The organism is Pseudomonas fildesensis (genome assembly GCF_001050345.1).
GTDB lineage: Bacteria > Pseudomonadota > Gammaproteobacteria > Pseudomonadales > Pseudomonadaceae > Aquipseudomonas > Aquipseudomonas fildesensis.
This window is the reverse complement of the sequence record NZ_LFMW01000004.1, coordinates 448,718-466,615: the sequence shown is the minus strand read 5'-3', so window position 1 is coordinate 466,615 and position 17,898 is coordinate 448,718. Positions and strand designations below refer to the sequence as shown.

Genomic DNA, 17,898 nt, shown 5'->3' with positions numbered 1-17,898 from the left:
CCCCTGTTTGCTAACGCAAACAGGGGTTTTGTTTTGGGCGGTCCTGTAGGAGCTGAGCTTGCTCGCGATGGGCGTTAACGATAACGCGTACTCCCTGATACCCCGCGAAAGCCCAAAAATCCGATACCGCGCTCCCTCCTGAAACACCCGCTCTTGATCCTCATAACACACCATAACCGCCTGAGCGCCCTCCGAATCTTGCATCCCAAGACGCCAATAACTGCCTTCAGTGCTAAAGTCGCACCCTCGATTTTGCTTTTCCCAAGGAAGCCGTTATGCCGGATGCGACGTCCCTCAGCGCTGGATTCATGGTGGTTCACGGCAACCGCTTGGACGAGCTGCGTAGCCTGGTGGTCAGTTGGATGCGCCGCTACCCCCTGGCGCCTTTGGAAAACGAAATCGCCCTGGTACAGAGCAACGGCATCGCCCAATGGCTCAAACTGGCCCTGGCCGAAGATCCGGAAGATGACGATATGGGCGGCTGCGGTATCGCTGCCGCAATCGACGTACAACTTCCTGGCAGCTTCATGTGGCAGCTCTATCGCATGGTCTTGGGGCGTGACGAAATCCCGCCAAAATCCCTGCTCGATAAAGCCCCGCTGACCTGGCGCCTGATGCGCCTGCTCCCTGAACTCATCAATCAACCGCACTTCGAGCCGCTGCAACGCTTCCTTACCCATGACACTGACCTGCGCAAACGCTACCAACTCGCCGAGCGCCTGGCCGACCTGTTCGACCAATACCAGGTCTACCGCGCGGATTGGCTGGAAGACTGGGCTGCCGGCCGCCACCAATTGCGTAACGGTCGAGGTGAATCCAAACCCCTCAACCCCGCTAACTGCTGGCAGGCCGAACTATGGCGTGCGCTGCTGCTGGATGTGGGGGAAGAGGGCATGGCTGAAAGCCGCGCTGGCGTTCACCAGCGTTTTATCGAGCGCATCAATACCCTCGAACAAGCGCCTCTGGGCCTGCCTTCTCGAGTCATCGTTTTCGGGATTTCCTCATTGCCCGCCCAAGCGCTCGAGGCACTCGCCGGCCTGGCTCGCTTCAGCCAGGTCCTGCTCTGCGTGCACAATCCTTGCCGCCATCACTGGTCCGATATCGTGGCCGACAAGGACCTGCTACGTAACGAGTACAAACGCCAAGCGCGCAAAGCCGGCATGCCGGTCACCATCGACCCACAAACCCTGCATCAGCATGCTCATCCGCTACTCGCTGCTTGGGGCAAACAGGGCCGTGACTACATCAGCCTGTTAGACAGCTACGACGACCCCAACAGCTACCGTGCAGCTTTCCGCGATGGTCGCATCGACCTGTTCAGCGAGACCGAGCCCACCACGCTGCTCAATCAACTCCAGGACGATATCCTCGAGCTGCGCCCGCTCAACGAAACCCGCGACTTATGGCCAGCGGTCGATCTCCAGCACGACACCTCAATCCGCTTCCACATCGCCCACAGTGCACAACGCGAAGTGGAAATTCTCCACGACCAATTGCTCCAACGCTTCAGCGCCGATCCCGCGTTGCGCCCCCGTGACATCATCGTTATGGTCCCCGACGTCGACAGCTACGCGCCGCACATTCGCGCCGTGTTCGGCCAGTTGGAAAAAAGTGATCCGCGCTTCATCCCGTTCACCCTCACAGACCAAGGCCAACGCGGTCGCGATCCTCTGCTGATCGCCGTCGAACACCTGCTAAAACTCCCCGACAGCCGCTTCCCCGTCAGCGAAATCCTTGACCTGCTCGACGTCCCGGCACTGCGCGAACGCTTCGCCATCAAGGAGCGCGACCTGCCCACGCTGCACCGCTGGATCGAAGGCGCGGGTATCCGCTGGGGCCTCAACGCCGAGCAACGCGCGGGCCTCGGATTGCCAACACAACTGGAACAAAACAGCTGGCGATTCGGCCTGCGCCGTATGCTGCTGGGCTACGCGGTGGGTACAGGCGCAGCCTGCGAGGGTATCGAACCCTACGACGAAATCGGTGGTCTCGACGCAGCGCTGATCGGCCCGCTGGTTGCCTTGCTCGACGCGCTACAAGACGCCCATCAAGCCCTATCGCAACCAGCAGCCCCGAAGGAGTGGGGCGCGCGCCTGCAGCGTTTGATGCAGCTATTCTTCCTACCCAGCAGCGAGCACGATGACTACTTGCTGGGCCAGCTTGAACAGTTGAGAGAAACCTGGCTGGAAACCTGTGAGTCCGTCGGCCTGCAGGATGCGTTACCGCTCACCGTAGTCCGTGAGGCTTGGTTGGCAGGGCTGGACCAGGGGCGTCTCTCACAGCGCTTCCTCGCCGGAGCTGTCAATTTTTGTACCCTAATGCCCATGCGCGCGATCCCGTTTAAGCTCGTCTGCCTGCTCGGCATGAACGACGGCGACTACCCGCGTGCGCAACCGCCACTGGATTTCGACCTGATGGGCAGCGACTACCGTCCCGGCGACCGTTCACGCCGTGAAGACGACCGTTATTTGCTGCTCGAAGCCCTGCTCTCGGCGCGCGACCAGCTCTACATCAGTTGGGTCGGCCGCAGTATCCGCGACAACAGCGAGCGTCCGGCCTCGGTATTGATCGGCCAACTGCGTGATCACCTCGCCAGCGGCTGGCACCACGCAACAGACGAAGGGCCGCTACTGGACGCAATGACCCAGGAACACCCACTTCAACCTTTCAGCGCCCGTTACTTCCACGAAGGCGACCCGTTGTTCAGCTACGCCCGTGAATGGCAGTTGCTGCACGAAACTACAAATCTACCCCCTGACACCCAGGCATTGTCGCCTCATCAGCAAGAAGAACCTTTGAGCTTGGGCCAGCTACAGGACTTCCTGCGCAACCCGGTCAAACACTTCTTCAGCCAACGTCTGAAAGTATTCTTTGAAGCCGCCGAAGTCCCCCTGGCCGATGAAGAACCCTTCGTCCTCGACGCGCTGCAACGGTACAGCCTGAGCGACAGCTTGCTGAACGCCGCACTGAGTCAACCCGATCATCTCGACCAGGCCCTCAACGCCCAGGCGCTGCGCCTGCAAGGCAGTGGTCTGTTGCCAATGGTCGGTTTCGGCGAGTGCCTGCGTAACGAACTGATCGAACCTTTGCCTGATTTGCTGCAGCGCTACCAGCAACTCCTGGCCCTTTGGCCGACCCCACACACCAGTGCTGAACCGATCAGTTTCGAGCATCAAGGCATTCAGTTGGAAGGCTGGATCAGCGGTCTGCATCGACGCAGTGATGGCGGATTGTTAAGCGTCACCACCATCCCCAACAGCATCGGCTCGATCAAGACGCGTAAGTGGCATCGCCTGATTCGTCCCTGGGTCAATCACGTGGTGGCCTGTGCCTGCGGCCTGCCACTGAGTACCGGTCTGGTGGCCAGTGACGACACTTTGCTGCTGGCCCCATTGGATAAATCCACTGCCCAGGACATCCTCGGCAACCTGCTGCTGGCCTGGCACATTGGCATGGAAAAACCGCTGCCCGTTGCCGTCAAAACCGCCTTCGCCTGGCTCGGCCAAACCGACCCTGCCAAGGCCCAGGCCGCCGCGAGTAAAGCCTATGAAGGCGACGGCCTGACCACCGACGGCGAACGCCGCGAAACCCCGGCGCTCACTCGACAATTCCCTGATTACGCAGCCCTGACAGCGAGCGAAGAATTCGAAGGCTGGTGCGAAACCTTGTATCGACCCCAGATCAACGCCCCTTGGCGATCCCTCACCGGTGAGGAGGCCAACACATGAGCAGCAAACCCTTGGCCCTGGCCTTCCCGCTAAAGGGCAGCCAGCTGATCGAAGCCAGCGCCGGCACCGGCAAGACCTTCACCATCTCGGCGTTGTACCTGCGCCTGGTACTCGGTCACGGCGGTGACGAGTCGGGCTTTGGCCGCGAACTGCTGCCGCCGCAGATTCTCGTCGTGACCTTCACCGACGCTGCCACCAAAGAGCTGCGCGAACGCATCCGCATCCGCCTGGCCGAAGCCGCGCGGTTCTTCCGCGACGAAGTTGAACAACCCGACGCGTTGATTGCCGACCTGCGCGATCAATACTTGCCCGAACAGTGGTCCGCCTGCGCCAATCGCCTGGATATCGCCGCCCAATGGATGGACGAAGCGGCCGTCTCGACCATCCACAGTTGGTGCCAGCGCATGCTGCGCGAACACGCGTTCGACAGCGGCAGCCTGTTTACCCAAACCCTGGAAACCGACCACAGCGACCTGCTCGGCGAAGTGCTGCGTGACTACTGGCGACTGTTCTGCTACCCGATGCACGACGATGCGCTCAACTGGGTGCGCAACAACTGGGGCGGCCCGGCTGCGCTGATGCCGCGAGTGCGCGCGCTGTTCGGCAGCGAGCGGCCCACAGACGAAACCCGCGAGCCAGCGGCGTTGATCAACGCCTGCCTGCAAGAGCGCCGCGAAGCGCTGATAGCACTCAAAGCGCCCTGGCAGCAATGGGCTGCCCAATTGCGCGATATCTGCCTGCAAGCCGTCGCTGCAAAAGCCGTTGACGGGCGCAAGATGCAAGCCCGTTACTTCGAGCCCTGGTTCGAAAAAATCAGTGCCTGGGCCGCAGACGAAACCCTGGAACAACTGGACATCGGCACCGGCTTCACGCGCTTGACCCCCGATGGCATGGCCGAAGCCTGGAAGGGCGAGCCGCCGCACCACCCCGGCATCGACGCCATGGCCGGCCTCAAAGCCAGTCTCGAAGCCCTGCCAACGCCCGACGCTGCCGTGTTGCAGCATGCCGCCGGTTGGGTGGGCAATCGCTTCGAAGAAGAAAAACGTCGCCGCGCCGAAATGGGCTTCGACGACATGCTGATCCGCCTCAACGCCGCCCTGCAAGCAGACGGCGGCGAGCGCTTGGCCAGCGTGATCCGCGAGCAGTTTCCGGTGGCCCTGATCGATGAATTCCAGGACACCGACCCGGTGCAATACAGCATCTTCGACAGCATTTACCGCATCGAAGAAAACCACCTCGACAGCGGCCTTTTCCTGATCGGCGACCCCAAACAGGCGATCTACGCCTTCCGTGGCGCCGACATCTACACCTACCTGCGCGCCCGTCAGTCCACCACTGGCCGCCACCACACGTTGGGCACCAACTTCCGCTCCAGCCATGCGATGGTCGAGGCGGTGAACCATGTGTTCCAGCGCGCGGAGAAAGGTCGCGGCGCGTTCCTGTTTCGCGAGCCGAATGGCGACAACCCGGTGCCGTTCCACCCGGTGTTGTCCCAGGGCCGCAAAGAGCAATTGCACGTCGATGGTCAAACGCTGCCAGCGATGAACCTCTGGCACCTGCCCACTGATCAGCCGATTTCCAATGCGGTGTATCGCCAGCAACTGGCCGCTGCCTGCGCCACGCAGATTGTTGCGTTACTCAACGGTGGGCAACAAGGCAGCGCTGGTTTCCTGCAAGCGGATGGCCGCTTCAAAGGCGTGCTGCCGTCAGACATTGCCATCCTCGTGCGCGACGGCAAGGAAGCCCAAGCCGTGCGTGCTGAACTGGCCGCCCGTGGCGTGCGCAGCGTGTACCTGTCCGACAAGGACTCCGTGTTCGCCGCCCAGGAAGCCCACGACTTGCTGGCCTGGCTCAAGGCCTGCGCCGAGCCTGACGTCGAGCGCCCGCTGCGTGCCGCCCTGGCATGCGTCACCTTGAACCTGTCGTTGCCCGAACTGGAGCGTCTGAACCAGGACGAACTGGCGTGGGAAACCCGCGTCATGCAGTTCCGTGGCTACCGTGCGATCTGGCGCACCCAAGGCGTGCTGCCGATGCTGCGCCGTCTGCTCCACGACTTCAAACTGCCGCAAACCCTGATCGCCCGCAGCGACGGCGAACGTGTGCTGACCAACCTGTTGCACCTCAGTGAACTGCTGCAACAAGCCGCATCGGAGCTGGACGGTGAACAGGCGCTGATCCGTCATCTGGCCGAGCATTTGGCGCTGTCGGGCCAGGCTGGTGAAGAACAAATCCTGCGCCTGGAAAGTGATGAGCAATTGGTCAAAGTGGTGACCATCCACAAGTCCAAAGGCCTGGAATACGACCTGGTGTTTCTGCCTTTCATCTGCTCGGCCAAGCCAGTCGATGGCAGTCGCTTGCCGCTGCATTACCACGACGAAAACGGCAAATCCCAAGTCAGCCTGCGCCCGACGGCCGAGCTGATTGCCCAATCCGATAACGAACGTCTGGCCGAAGACCTGCGCTTGTTCTACGTCGCCCTGACCCGCGCGAAACATGCGTGCTGGCTGGGTATTGCCGACCTCAAGCGGGGCAACAGCAGCAGTTCCGTGCTGCACCTGTCGGCGCTGGGCTATTTGCTCGGTGCTGGCGCATCGCTGGGTGAATCCGCGGGCCTTGCGCGCTGGCTGCTGGATTTGCAGGAAGGCAGCTCCGCCGTCAACTACGGGCACGTACCCGAAGCACAAGACAGCGTATTCCACCCTCCGCGTAACCAAGCCACGCTGCTCGCGCCCTTGTTGCCCAAACGCAAGGCTGCCGAAAACTGGTGGATCGCCTCCTACAGTGCTTTGCGCATTGGCGACAGCATGAGCGCCGCCAGCCTCGAAGCGCCGGAAAGCCCACAGGCCCAGAAGCTGTTTGATGACGAACGCCTCGACCCCGACGCACCGCGTGAAGTGGTTGCGTCTGGCGGTGACATTCACCGTTTTCCACGCGGTCCTAATCCTGGGACCTTTCTTCACGGGCTGCTGGAATGGGCCGGCGAGGAGGGCTTCAATGTCACCTCTGACGCTATCGAAAAAGCCGTGGGCGCCCGCTGCAACCGCCGCAATTGGGAGGGCTGGATCGTCACCCTCAGCGGTTGGCTTGAGCATCTTCTGCAAACGCCGCTGCCTGTGGATAACGACCTGGTTACCCTCAGCGGTCTGCAGCAGTACCAGATCGAAATGGAGTTCTGGTTCGCCAGCCACAAAGTCGACGTGCTCGCCCTCGACAAGCTGGTGTGCCAGTACACCCACAACGGCGTCTCTCGCGTCGCCGCTGAACCGGTGCTGCTCAACGGCATGTTCAAGGGCTTTATCGACCTGACTTTCGAACACGACGGCCGCTACTACGTGGCCGACTACAAATCCAACTGGCTCGGGCCTGACGATTCGGCCTACACCCAAGAGGCCATGGAGCAGTCGATCCTCGAGCATCGGTATGACCTGCAATACGTCCTTTACCTGCTGGCCCTGCATCGCCAACTCAAGGCACGCCTGCCGGACTACGACTACGATCGCCATGTCGGGGGGGCGCTGTACCTGTTCCTGCGTGGCACCCAGGCCACAAGCCGCGGCGCGTATTTCACCCGGCCGCCACGGGAACTGATCGAGGGCCTGGACCTGCTGTTCCAGGGCAAATCGATCCCACCCAAAGCTGAGCCCGCCTGGGAACAAGGAGTGTTGCTATGAGCCTGTTGCCGCTACCGCTGGAGGCGCTGACACCCCTCAGCCGCGCCGCCGACCTGGTGCAACTGCTCGAGCGTTGGGTTGACCGAGGCTGGCTGCGCGCCCTGGACAAAGCCTTTGTAGGCTTCCTGCATGAACTCGACCCGCAGGCCGACCCTTTGGTGCTGCTGGCGGCGGCCTTGACCAGTCACCAATTGGGCCATGGCCACGTGTGCCTGGACCTGTTCGAAACCCTCAAGGCTCCGGATTTTGCCCTGTCGCTGCCGCCTGAAGGCGACGCACAAACCGGCGCCATGCTGTTGCCGTCGCAACTGCTGGACGGCCTGGACGGCGCCCACTGGTGCCATGCCCTGGCCGCGAGCCATCTGGTTGCCCTGGCCGTCGATGGCAGTGAATCTGCCCAAAGCCGCCCGTTGGTGCTGTCCGGCAAGCGCCTGTACCTGCGCCGGTACTGGACCTACGAACGGCGCATCGACAGCGCGTTGCGCCTGCGCCTGGCCACCCAAGAGACAGTCGCTGCCGATTTGCCCCAGCGCCTCAATGGCCTGTTCGATCAACCGCCGCCCGATGGCGTGATCGACTGGCAAAAACTCGCCTGCGCCCTGGCCACACGGGGTGCCTTCAGCATCGTCACTGGCGGCCCGGGCACCGGCAAAACCACCACGGTGGTGCGCCTGCTCGCGCTGTTGCAGGCGCCGGCGGTGGAAGCCGGCAGCCCGTTGCGCATTCGCCTGGCCGCGCCCACCGGTAAAGCCGCTGCGCGCCTCACCGAATCCATCAGCCAGCAAGTGCTGTCGCTGAAAGTGCCGGCCGGCGTGCGGGAAAAAATCCCGACCCAGGTCACCACTGTCCACCGTCTGCTGGGCAGCCGTCCGGGCACCCGCCACTTCCGTCATCACCTCGGTAACCCACTGCCGCTGGATGTGCTGGTGGTGGATGAAGCGTCGATGATCGACCTGGAAATGATGGCCAACCTGCTCGACGCATTGCCGCCCCACGCACGGTTGGTGCTGCTGGGCGACAAGGACCAACTCGCCTCGGTGGAGGCCGGCGCTGTACTCGGCGATTTGTGCCGCGACGCCGAAGCCGGGTGGTACAGCCCACCTACACGGCAATGGCTGCAAGCCGTCAGCGGCGAAGACCTCAGCGCCAGCGGCCTGCAGGAGGACCTCGACGGCAGCCATCCACTGGCTCAACAAGTGGTGATGCTGCGTTACTCGCGGCGTTTCGGCGAAGGCAGCGGCATTGGCCAACTGGCACGCTGGGTCAACCAGCAGAACGCCGAAGAGGCCCGCAAACTGTTGGCCGCCCGCAGTCATGGCGACCTGTTCTGCGTCAGCCTCAAGGGCGAACACGACCATGCCCTGGAACGGCTGGTGCTGGACGGGCAGGGCGGCGGCGCCGAAGGTTATCGCTATTACCTCAACCTGTTGCAAAGTGCGCGACCGCCCCTCGACACCCCGCGCGACGACCTCGCCTGGACCCACTGGGCGCAACAACTGCTGCAAGCCTTCGACGCCTTCCAGTTGCTCTGCGCGGTGCGCAAAGGCCCCTGGGGTGTCGAAGGACTGAACCTGCGCATCACCGCTGCGTTGCGCAAAGTGCGGCTGATCGAGGGTGATGAACAGTGGTACGAAGGCCGCCCGGTGCTGATGACCCGCAACGATTACGGCCTGGGCCTGATGAACGGCGATATCGGCATCGCCCTGAAACTGCCTGAAAGCGACGGCGGCCCTCAAGTGCTGCGCGTTGCCTTCCCTCGTAACGATGGCCAGGGCGGTGTACGTTTTGTTCTGCCCAGCCGTCTGAATGACGTGGAAACGGTGTACGCCATGACCGTGCACAAGTCCCAGGGCTCCGAATTTACCCACACGGCGCTTATCCTGCCGGATGCGCTCAACCCGGTGCTCACCAAAGAGCTGATCTATACCGGTATCACCCGGGCCAAGCGCTGGTTCAGCCTGATCGAACCCCGTGGCGGTGTGTTTGAGGAAGCGGTGCGGCGCAAGGTCAAGCGCTTGAGTGGGTTGATGCTGGAACTGGGGCATACGTCTGAAAAAACTGACTGATAGGTCATGCGATATTTCTGCTTCAGGCGTCTGATTTTTCTGAAAAAATAGCGGGACCCTTCGAAGCACTGCCTCGTGGGTTTTTTCGCCGCTGTGCTATCGTTGCGGCATCATCCCTCGATATCACCTGAGAGAATCGCTGCATGAACGTGGCCGTCTCGCCCACAGAGCGTAGTTTGAGCTGGAGACGCACGCTATTGGTGGCGGTTCTGTGCCTGCTCGCGCCCGGCGCATTTGCCCAGGCACCCAGCCCTGCCGATTCGCGCGCTCAGGCGGTCACCCAGGTGGTTCTCGGTATCCTCAGTTACGCCCGTTGGCCGGTGGAACCTGCGCAACTGCGCTTGTGCATCGTCGGGCCGACCCAATACACCGACGACCTGGTCAAAGGCACCACCCAGGCTACCGGCCGTCCGGTGGTGGTGCAGCGCCTGCTGGCTGGCCATCCCGATATCGTCAGCGCGTGTGACGCCGTGTACATCGGCAAACTCACCGGCGATGAGCGCAGCCGTCTGTTTGCCTCGTTGATCGGCCACCCGGTGCTCAGCATCAGCGAAGGCGGCGACCAGTGCACCGTAGGCAGTCTGTTCTGCCTGCGGGTGGGCGATGAGCAGGTGTCGTTCGAGGTCAACCTCGACTCTGTGGCCCGCAGCGGCGTGCGCATTCACCCCAGCGTGCTGCAACTGTCCCGCCGCCGGGCGCCTGAATCATGAAGGTCGATAAAGTGCGCCCGACCCTGGGCTCCGTTATCGGGCGGGGGCACCTGATCCTGGCGTTGGTGGCAGTGACCCTGGCCAGTGTCTCCCTGACCCTGCTCGGCGTGCTGGCGCTGCGTGTATACGCCGAGCACAACCTGCACCTGATCGCGCGCTCCATCAACTACACAGTGGAAGCGGCGGTGGTGTTCAACGACAGCACTGCGGCCACCGAAGCCCTCAGCCTGATCGCCTCCACCGAAGAAGTGGCCGAGGCCCAAGTGCTGGATGCCAACGGCAAGTTGCTGGCGCAATGGGTACGCCCGGAAACCGGCATGTTGTCGCGGGTCGAACTGTCACTGGCGCACACGCTGCTCGAACAGCCCATCAGCCAGCCGATCGTGCATCAAGGCCGAACCATCGGCAGCATTCACCTGACCGGCCATGGCGGCAGCCTTTTGCGCTTCCTGCTTAGCGGCCTGGCTGGGATTCTGATCTGCACCGCCCTCAGCGCCTGGGTGGCCTTGCACCTGGCGCGGCGCCTGTTGCGGGGCATCACCGGGCCGTTGCAAAGCCTCGCCGCCGTTGCCCACGCCGCCCGCAGCGAGCGCGACTTCGACCGCCGCGTGCCGCCGGCGCAGATCGCTGAACTCGATAGCCTGGGCAGCGACTTCAATGCCCTGCTCGGCGAAATGGAAGCCTGGCAGAGCCACCTGCAAAGTGAAAACGAAACCCTCACCCACCAGGCCAACCACGACAGCCTGACCGGCCTGCCCAACCGCGCATTCTTCGAAGGCCGCCTGATCCGCGCCCTGCGCAGCGCCGCCAAGGCCAACGAGCGCGTGGCGGTGCTGTTCCTCGACAGCGACCGATTCAAAGACATCAACGACAACTTCGGCCACGCCGCCGGCGATGCCGTGCTGGTGGCCGTCGCCGACCGCGTGCGAGCGCAATTGCGTGACGATGACCTGGTGGCGCGCCTGGGTGGCGATGAATTCGCGATCCTGCTGGCGCCCTTGCACAAGGTCGAAGATGCGCAGCGCATTGCCGACAAGATCCTCGCCAGCATGGACCTACCGATTGAGGTGCCAGGCAATACCCAAGTGCTGACCTCTCTCAGTATCGGCATCGCCATTTATCCCGACCATGGCGCCACCCCCGGCACCCTGCTCAACGCCGCCGATGCGGCGATGTACCAGGCCAAGCGCCTGTCCCAGGGTGGCCAGCAAACGGCGGAATCGGAAGCCCCCGTCGTCAATGTTCATCACAGGAGTTAAACCCTTGTTCTCGACCGCACGCGTTTTATTTTTCTCATTGCTGGTGGCCTGCCTGGCCCTCGGCGGCTGCCAGACTGCCCCACCCAAAGGCCTGACCCCGGCGCAAGTCGCCGTGCTCAAACAACAAGGCTTTGAACTCACCGACGAAGGCTGGGCGTTTGGCCTGTCGGGCAAAGTGCTGTTTGGCAGCGACGTCGAAACCCTCAACCAACCCAGTACCGACATCGTCGAACGCATCGGCAAGGCCTTGCTGGGCGTGGGTATCGAGCGCGTACGTGTCGACGGCCACACTGATACGTCGGGTAAAGAAACCTACAACCAGCAACTGTCCCTGCGCCGCGCCAAAAGTGTGGCTACGGTGCTGACCCGTGTGGGCGTGAAAGAAGAAAACATTCAACTGCGCGGCCTGGGCAGTAGTCAGCCCGTGGCCGCCAACGACACAGCGACGGGGCGCACCGAGAATCGGCGGGTGTCGATTGTGGTGATTGCGGACTGACCCTGCGGGCTGATCGTTCCCACGCTCTGCGTGGGAATGGCGCCCGGGACGCTCTGCGTCTGCTCTTAAAGTCTTGATGCAGAGCGTCACAAGATGCATTTCCACGCAGAGCGTGGGACCGATCTATTCGCTTAACTACTTGGCGTCATCGCCTGTGTCAGGTCATCCACCACGGCTTTGCCCATCTCACACAGGTAATGCGCAGCCCACGCATATTGCTCGCCGCGCACATCCATGGCGGCTTCCATCGCGAGTTTCTTGGAGTAGTAAAGCAGGGTGGAGGCGTGTTCCAGCGCTTCGCCGGGTTTGACGCACCATGACCTGACCCCAGCAACGACCGTCAAGTACTTCCCCTGTAGGAAAGGTCTGCCATGACGAATTTTGACGGCTAGGTTGATGAGATTTCGCTTTTTCGCAAGTGGTGGGCTTAGTTAAATGGCCGCTCCAACTAAGCCCCGTAAAGGATTGCGATGAACATAAATGTCAGTAATTTTCGCCAAGAGGTATCTAAAACCCGATGTTCAACAGTATTGGCTGATGAGTTACAAGGCGCACAAACAGACTTTCTGGAAAAGCAGCCGATATCTATCAGTAATCCTGAGGTACTTGCTCTCATTTATTCTGGCGCTGATGTAACAGTTGATTCGTCTATGTTCTCGACGTTGCAACGTGATAGTCAGGCAATCGCGGCCCGAGATTCGAAGAGCCAAGTTACGTTCCGAAATGCAACAGTGATTGGTCAGTTGGAACGGTTAGCGCTGTCGAAAAGTGCACCCAATGCTGTGCATTTTGACTTTTCTTGAGCGCTATCTCGATACCTGGATGAGCAAGGGTTTCAGATAGGGTCTGCCAAACATTCGAAGCCTTATTGTCTCCAAAAGAAAAAGCCGAGACCCATGGACAACTCCGAAATCGCGATCACGCTGGTCTTGATCTCTGCCTTTATGCACGCCACTTGGAACGCCGTAGTCCGCGCCGGTAGCAGTCGCTTCATGACCTTGGCCATGGTGGATGGCACCGCGTTGGTGATATGCCTGTTGGCGTTGCCGCTTGTTAGTGTGCCGAGCCTGGAGGTAGGGGGCTATATCCTCGTCTCCGTGTTGCTTAATACGGTCTATCGGCTATTTCTGATCAAAGCGTACGAAACGGGTGACTTCGGTCAGGTTTACCCTGTGATGCGTGGGGTGCCGCCAGTATTGGTCGCGCTATTTTCCTACTTTCTGTTGCACGAACAGTTGTCACTCCAGGCGCTGGTGGGAGTGTTGCTGATTTGTGTGGGAATTATCAGCCTCACCTTTGTGCGCAGGATGACGGCGCAGATGTTCAAGCCGATCCTGATGGCGGTTTGCGCCGGGGTGTTTATCGCGTCTTACACGGTAGTGGACGCCAAAGGTGTAAGAGCCAGTGAGACGGTGTTGCAATACATCATCTACCTGACGGCGTTCCAGAGTATTCCGATCCCGGTGCTGGCGTTTTGCAAGGAGCGTTCGGCCTTGGCTCATGCGATACGTGGGCATTGGCGAGTCGGCCTATTAGGCGGTGTTTTTTACCTGGCGTCATACGGATTGGTGTTGTTTGCGTTGTCGCTGGACGCGGTGGCCAAGGTCTCTGCGCTGCGGGAAACCAGTGTTATTATCGGCGCCATTATTGCCGCTCTATTCTTTCATGAGCGGTTCGGTTGGCGACGGATGCTTTCGGCATTCGTCATTGTTTGCGGGATCATCTTGATCAAAGTGAGCACCTGATGGCCCAGCGTCCGCCTCCCACACCGATGCTTCAAGCGTTCGTCAGCGCTGCGCAAACCGGTAGTTTTGCGCGTGCGGCCTCTGAGCTTAACCTCACCGCCAGTGCAATCAGTCATCAAATTGCAGGCCTGGAGGAGTGGTGGGGCGTGCAGTTGTTTGAGCGGCATTCACGCGGCGTCAAGCTGACGGCAGCGGGGCAGGCGTTGTTGCCGGTTACCGATGGGTTTTTCAAGGCGCTGGATGGGGTACTGCATTCACTCAATCCCGGTAAATCCCAACCGTTGTACCTCTCCTGCACGTCTTCCCTCTGTTCAACGTGGCTAATCCCCAGAATGCATGGCTCTCACACTGAGGCCTCGTTCAACCTTGATCTGGTATTGACTAGCGCCGACATGAATAGCGCCAGTTTGGAGGCTCATCAATACGACGTCGCGGTGGTGATGGGGTACGGTGAGTACCCGGATCATCATGTCGAATTGCTGATGCGAGACGCAGTGTTCCCCGTTTGTTCTCCCGAGTTTTTGCGGTTGAAGGGTGATATTGCGCTGGAGGATATCGCCCGATATCCGTTGATTCATCGGGTGGATGATCAGGTGTGTCCGGGGTGGGAAAACTGGTTTGCGTTTCAGGGGCTGGCGGCGTCGCCTTATCACCATGGGCCTCGATTTCCGGATTCGAGCCTAGCGATCAGTCTGGCGGTGAAGGGCGGAGGAATAGCGCTGGGTAGGACTGCATTGGTGTATGACCAATTGGAAGGCGGTGCGTTGGTTGCGTTGAATAGCCCCGTGATGATGTCGCCAGCGGCCTACTACATTATTTGCCGAAAGGGACGGCAGTCGGAGCCGGATATTGCTCGGTTAATTGATTGGCTCAAGATCAGTGCGGTTGAGTTTCTGCGGGACGTTCGGGCTCGGCATCCGCAAATAGCCGGGGCTGGCGCGGTTTAAATGTGGGAGGGAGCAAGCCAATCCCACATTTAAACGGTGTTCGCTTAACTGCTTGGCGTCATCGCCTGCGTCAGGTCATCCACCACCGCCTTGCCCATTTCACACAGGTAATGCGCCGCCCACGCATATTGCTCGCCGCGCACATCCATGGCGGCTTCCATCGCGAGTTTCTTGGAGTAGTAAAGCAGGGTGGAGGCGTGTTCCAGCGCTTCGCCGAGGGGCATGCCGGCGTTGACGCGGAACAGCGGTTTTTGGTTTTCGCCGTAGTCGCCGAAGGTGACGACGCCGAGGGTGGTGAGGGAGGACAGCGGTGGATCGGGGACGATTTTGCTCATGATGATTGCTCTCTGCTGAAGTAGAGCTGCCACATCACATCGCTAAACATGAAGAGGGTGGCAGCTGTGTGCAGGTTAGCGATCCGGGCCAGAGCGCATCCCGGGTAGACTCGAAAGTCTCCCGCACACAGCCGCCATAAAACGCTAAAAGCTGACTAGAGCCAGCCAATACTGTTGGGACAGTGTCACGCCTGAAACCCGGATCGCTAAACCCGGTCGCTGATGTGCAGCGACCCAGGGAGGCTAGTGACCCAAACGGTAAGGCGCAATAGGGTGGAGAGTCTCTAGGAAACGTCCTGCAATTTAAAGCGAATCGTCGCTGCTGGCCCTTTAATCCGCGAACTTGATCTCCCGCGTTTGCCCCATCAACAACCCCTGGTTCTGCTCCGTTACCTCCCGGATGTAATCCCACAACAACGTAATCCGCTTCAACTTTCTCAAATCCTCCCGGCAGTACATCCAAAATTGCCGCGTGATCGAAATTTGCTCCCCCAGCACCGGCAACAACCGCGGATCCTGCGCCGCCAAAAAGCACGGCAATATCGCCATCGACCGGCCCTGCTGCGCCGCCACGTACTGCGCAATCACGCTGGTACTGCGCAAGCTGGCGCTGGCGCCGGGCACTACGTTTGCCAGGTACAACAGCTCCGAGCTGAACGCCAGGTCATCCACATAGCTGATAAATGGATGCTCGGCCAAGTCGGCCGGGCGCTGGATGGGCGGGTGTTGGTCGAGGTATTCCTGGGTCGCGTACAGCTGCAGTTTGTAGTCGCACAATTTGCAGCACACGTAGGGCCCGTGTTCCGGGCGCTCCAGGGCGATGACGATGTCGGCTTCGCGCTTGGACAGGCTGATGAAGTGGGGCAGTGGCAGGATGTCCACCGAGATCGCCGGGTAGGTGTCGACGAAGTGGCTTAACTGCGGGGTGACGAAGAAGCTGCCAAAACCTTCGGTGCAGCCCATGCGCACATGGCCGGACAGCGCCACGCCGGAGCCGGACACTTGCTCGCACGCCATGTGCAGCGTGCTTTCGATGGACTCGGCATAACCGAGCAAACGCTGGCCTTCGGGGGTGAGCACAAAACCGCTCGTCCGGGATTTTTCAAACAGCAGGGTGCCGAGTGACACTTCCAGCGAGCTGATACGCCGCGACACGGTGGTGTAGTCCACCGCCAAGCGCTTGGCGGCGACGCTGGCCTTGCGGGTGCGGGCCACTTCGAGGAAAAACTTCAGGTCATCCCAGTTCAGGGAGCCCAGTGATGTGATGTTTTTTTGCATATTGGACCGGCTTTTATGTGCGTTCTTATTAGAAGTTTGCACATCTATACTCCAAAAACAGTCCGAACGCCTCATCCTCAAGGTGATTCAACGCCTTGGTTCTCTGCATAAATATAAGATTTGGAGACCACATGAACGCATCTGCCGACATTTCCGTGCAACAGGTCAAGTTGCTGATCAACGGTGAATGGGTCGAGTCCAAGACCACCCACTGGCAAGACATCGTCAACCCGGCCACCCAGCAAGTGCTGGCCAAAGTCCCCTTCGCCACTGCCGATGAAGTCAACGCTGCCATCGACGCTGCCCATCGCGCCTTCCAGACCTGGAAGCTGACGCCGATTGGCGCGCGCATGCGCATCATGCTCAAGCTGCAAGCCTTGATCCGTGAACATTCCAAGCGCATCGCCGTCGTCCTCAGCGCCGAGCAGGGCAAGACCATTGCCGACGCCGAGGGCGATATTTTCCGTGGCCTCGAAGTAGTGGAGCATGCGTGCTCCATCGGCACGTTGCAGATGGGCGAATTCGCTGAAAACGTCGCCGGTGGGGTCGATACCTACACCCTGCGCCAACCCATCGGCGTGTGCGCCGGCATCACCCCGTTCAACTTCCCGGCGATGATTCCGCTGTGGATGTTCCCGATGGCGATTGCCTGCGGTAACACCTTCGTACTCAAACCGTCCGAGCAAGACCCGCTGTCGACCGTGCTGCTGGTGGAGCTGGCGCTGGAAGCCGGCGTACCGGCCGGCGTGCTCAACGTGGTGCACGGCGGCAAGGACGTGGTGGATGCGCTGTGCACCCATAAAGACATCAAGGCTGTGTCCTTCGTGGGTTCGACCGCCGTCGGCACCCACGTCTACGACCTGGCTGGCAAACACGGCAAGCGCGTGCAATCGATGATGGGCGCCAAGAACCACGCCGTGGTGCTGCCGGACGCCAACCGCGAACACACCCTCAACGCGCTGGTCGGTGCCGGTTTCGGCGCAGCGGGCCAGCGTTGCATGGCCACCTCGGTGGTGGTGCTGGTGGGCGCGGCCAAGCAATGGCTGCCGGACCTCAAGGCGCTGGCGCAAAAACTCAAAGTGAATGCCGGCAGCGAAGCGGGTACTGATGTGGGCCCGGTGATTTCCAAGCGCGCCAAGGCACGCATCCTGGAACTGATCGAAAGCGGTGTGAAAGAAGGCGCCAAGCTGGAACTCGACGGCCGCGACATCCTGGTGCCGGGCTTTGAGCAAGGCAACTTTGTCGGCCCGACGTTGTTCTCGGGCGTCACCACCGATATGCAGATCTACACCCAGGAAATCTTCGGCCCGGTGCTGGTGGTGCTGGAAGTCGACACCCTCGACCAGGCCATCGCATTGGTCAACGCCAACCCGTTTGGCAACGGCACCGGCCTGTTCACCCAGAGCGGTGCAGCGGCGCGTAAATTCCAGAGCGAAATCGATGTAGGCCAGGTCGGCATCAACATCCCGATCCCGGTGCCGGTGCCGTTCTTCAGCTTTACCGGTTCCCGTGGCTCCAAGCTCGGCGACCTCGGCCCGTACGGCAAGCAAGTGGTGCAGTTCTACACCCAGACCAAAACCGTCACGAGCCGCTGGTTCGATGACGACACGGTCAACGATGGCGTCAACACCACCATCAACCTGCGCTGATTACGGGAGACGAC

The 17,898-nt window shown here is 60.8% G+C and carries 12 protein-coding genes and 1 pseudogene; 10 read left to right on the top strand and 3 right to left on the bottom strand.

The annotated features are described in order from the left end of the window. Nucleotides 1-275: 275 nt before the first annotated feature. The 6 genes from recC (at nt 276) to ACR52_RS08550 (ending at nt 11,930) form a co-directional block, all read left to right on the top strand. On the top strand, nt 276-3,728 hold the full coding sequence (gene recC, locus ACR52_RS08575; RefSeq protein ID WP_048722983.1) for an exodeoxyribonuclease V subunit gamma: 3,453 nt from the start codon (nt 276-278) through the stop codon (nt 3,726-3,728). Further along, nucleotides 3,725-7,399 carry an exodeoxyribonuclease V subunit beta gene (gene recB, locus ACR52_RS08570; RefSeq protein ID WP_048722982.1) on the top strand — a complete coding sequence of 1,225 codons (3,675 nt, stop codon included), beginning with the start codon at nt 3,725-3,727 and terminating at the stop codon, nt 7,397-7,399. Before recC ends, recB begins: the two co-directional genes overlap by 4 nt. Further along, a complete protein-coding gene (gene recD / locus ACR52_RS08565; RefSeq protein WP_048722980.1) occupies nt 7,396-9,465 on the top strand; it encodes an exodeoxyribonuclease V subunit alpha in 2,070 nt (689 codons plus the stop codon). The genes recB and recD overlap by 4 nt, the downstream gene beginning before the upstream one ends. Before the next feature lie 143 nt (nt 9,466-9,608). Then, nucleotides 9,609-10,175 carry a YfiR family protein gene (locus tag ACR52_RS08560; protein ID WP_048722978.1) on the top strand — a complete coding sequence of 189 codons (567 nt, stop codon included), beginning with the start codon at nt 9,609-9,611 and terminating at the stop codon, nt 10,173-10,175. Then, the gene (locus ACR52_RS08555) at nt 10,172-11,434 is read left to right on the top strand and encodes a diguanylate cyclase domain-containing protein (protein ID WP_048722976.1); all 1,263 of its coding nucleotides are present in this window, start codon (nt 10,172-10,174) and stop codon (nt 11,432-11,434) included. Before ACR52_RS08560 ends, ACR52_RS08555 begins: the two co-directional genes overlap by 4 nt. A gap of 4 nt (nt 11,435-11,438) precedes the next feature. Then, on the top strand, nt 11,439-11,930 hold the full coding sequence (locus tag ACR52_RS08550) for an OmpA family protein (RefSeq protein ID WP_048722975.1): 492 nt from the start codon (nt 11,439-11,441) through the stop codon (nt 11,928-11,930). A 131-nt stretch (nt 11,931-12,061) separates the two neighbouring features. Here the strand turns inward: ACR52_RS08550 and ACR52_RS08545 are convergent. Then, a pseudogene (locus ACR52_RS08545) lies at nt 12,062-12,229 on the bottom strand (DUF3077 domain-containing protein); the annotation flags it as partial. Between the two features lie 171 nt (nt 12,230-12,400). Here ACR52_RS08545 and ACR52_RS30250 point away from each other — a divergent pair. From ACR52_RS30250 to ACR52_RS08535, 3 genes are all read left to right on the top strand, one after another. Continuing rightward, complete coding sequence (locus ACR52_RS30250; protein ID WP_152687600.1) at nt 12,401-12,733, top strand: hypothetical protein; 333 nt, start codon at nt 12,401-12,403, stop codon at nt 12,731-12,733. A gap of 93 nt (nt 12,734-12,826) precedes the next feature. Beyond that, entirely contained in the window at nt 12,827-13,675 is an 849-nt protein-coding gene (locus tag ACR52_RS08540; protein ID WP_048722971.1) for an EamA family transporter, read from the top strand. Further along, the gene (locus ACR52_RS08535) at nt 13,675-14,622 is read left to right on the top strand and encodes a LysR substrate-binding domain-containing protein (RefSeq protein ID WP_048722969.1); all 948 of its coding nucleotides are present in this window, start codon (nt 13,675-13,677) and stop codon (nt 14,620-14,622) included. The genes ACR52_RS08540 and ACR52_RS08535 overlap by 1 nt, the downstream gene beginning before the upstream one ends. 44 nt (nt 14,623-14,666) lie before the next feature. Here ACR52_RS08535 and ACR52_RS08530 read toward each other — a convergent pair whose 3' ends face one another. Continuing rightward, nucleotides 14,667-14,957 carry a DUF3077 domain-containing protein gene (locus ACR52_RS08530; protein ID WP_048722968.1) on the bottom strand — a complete coding sequence of 97 codons (291 nt, stop codon included), beginning with the start codon at nt 14,955-14,957 and terminating at the stop codon, nt 14,667-14,669. A gap of 330 nt (nt 14,958-15,287) precedes the next feature. Beyond that, a complete protein-coding gene (locus ACR52_RS08525) occupies nt 15,288-16,235 on the bottom strand; it encodes a LysR family transcriptional regulator (RefSeq protein WP_048722966.1) in 948 nt (315 codons plus the stop codon). A gap of 131 nt (nt 16,236-16,366) precedes the next feature. On the opposite strand from ACR52_RS08525, the gene ACR52_RS08520 reads away from it, so the two are divergent. After that, a complete protein-coding gene (locus ACR52_RS08520) occupies nt 16,367-17,884 on the top strand; it encodes a CoA-acylating methylmalonate-semialdehyde dehydrogenase (protein WP_048722964.1) in 1,518 nt (505 codons plus the stop codon). Nucleotides 17,885-17,898: the final 14 nt, after the last annotated feature.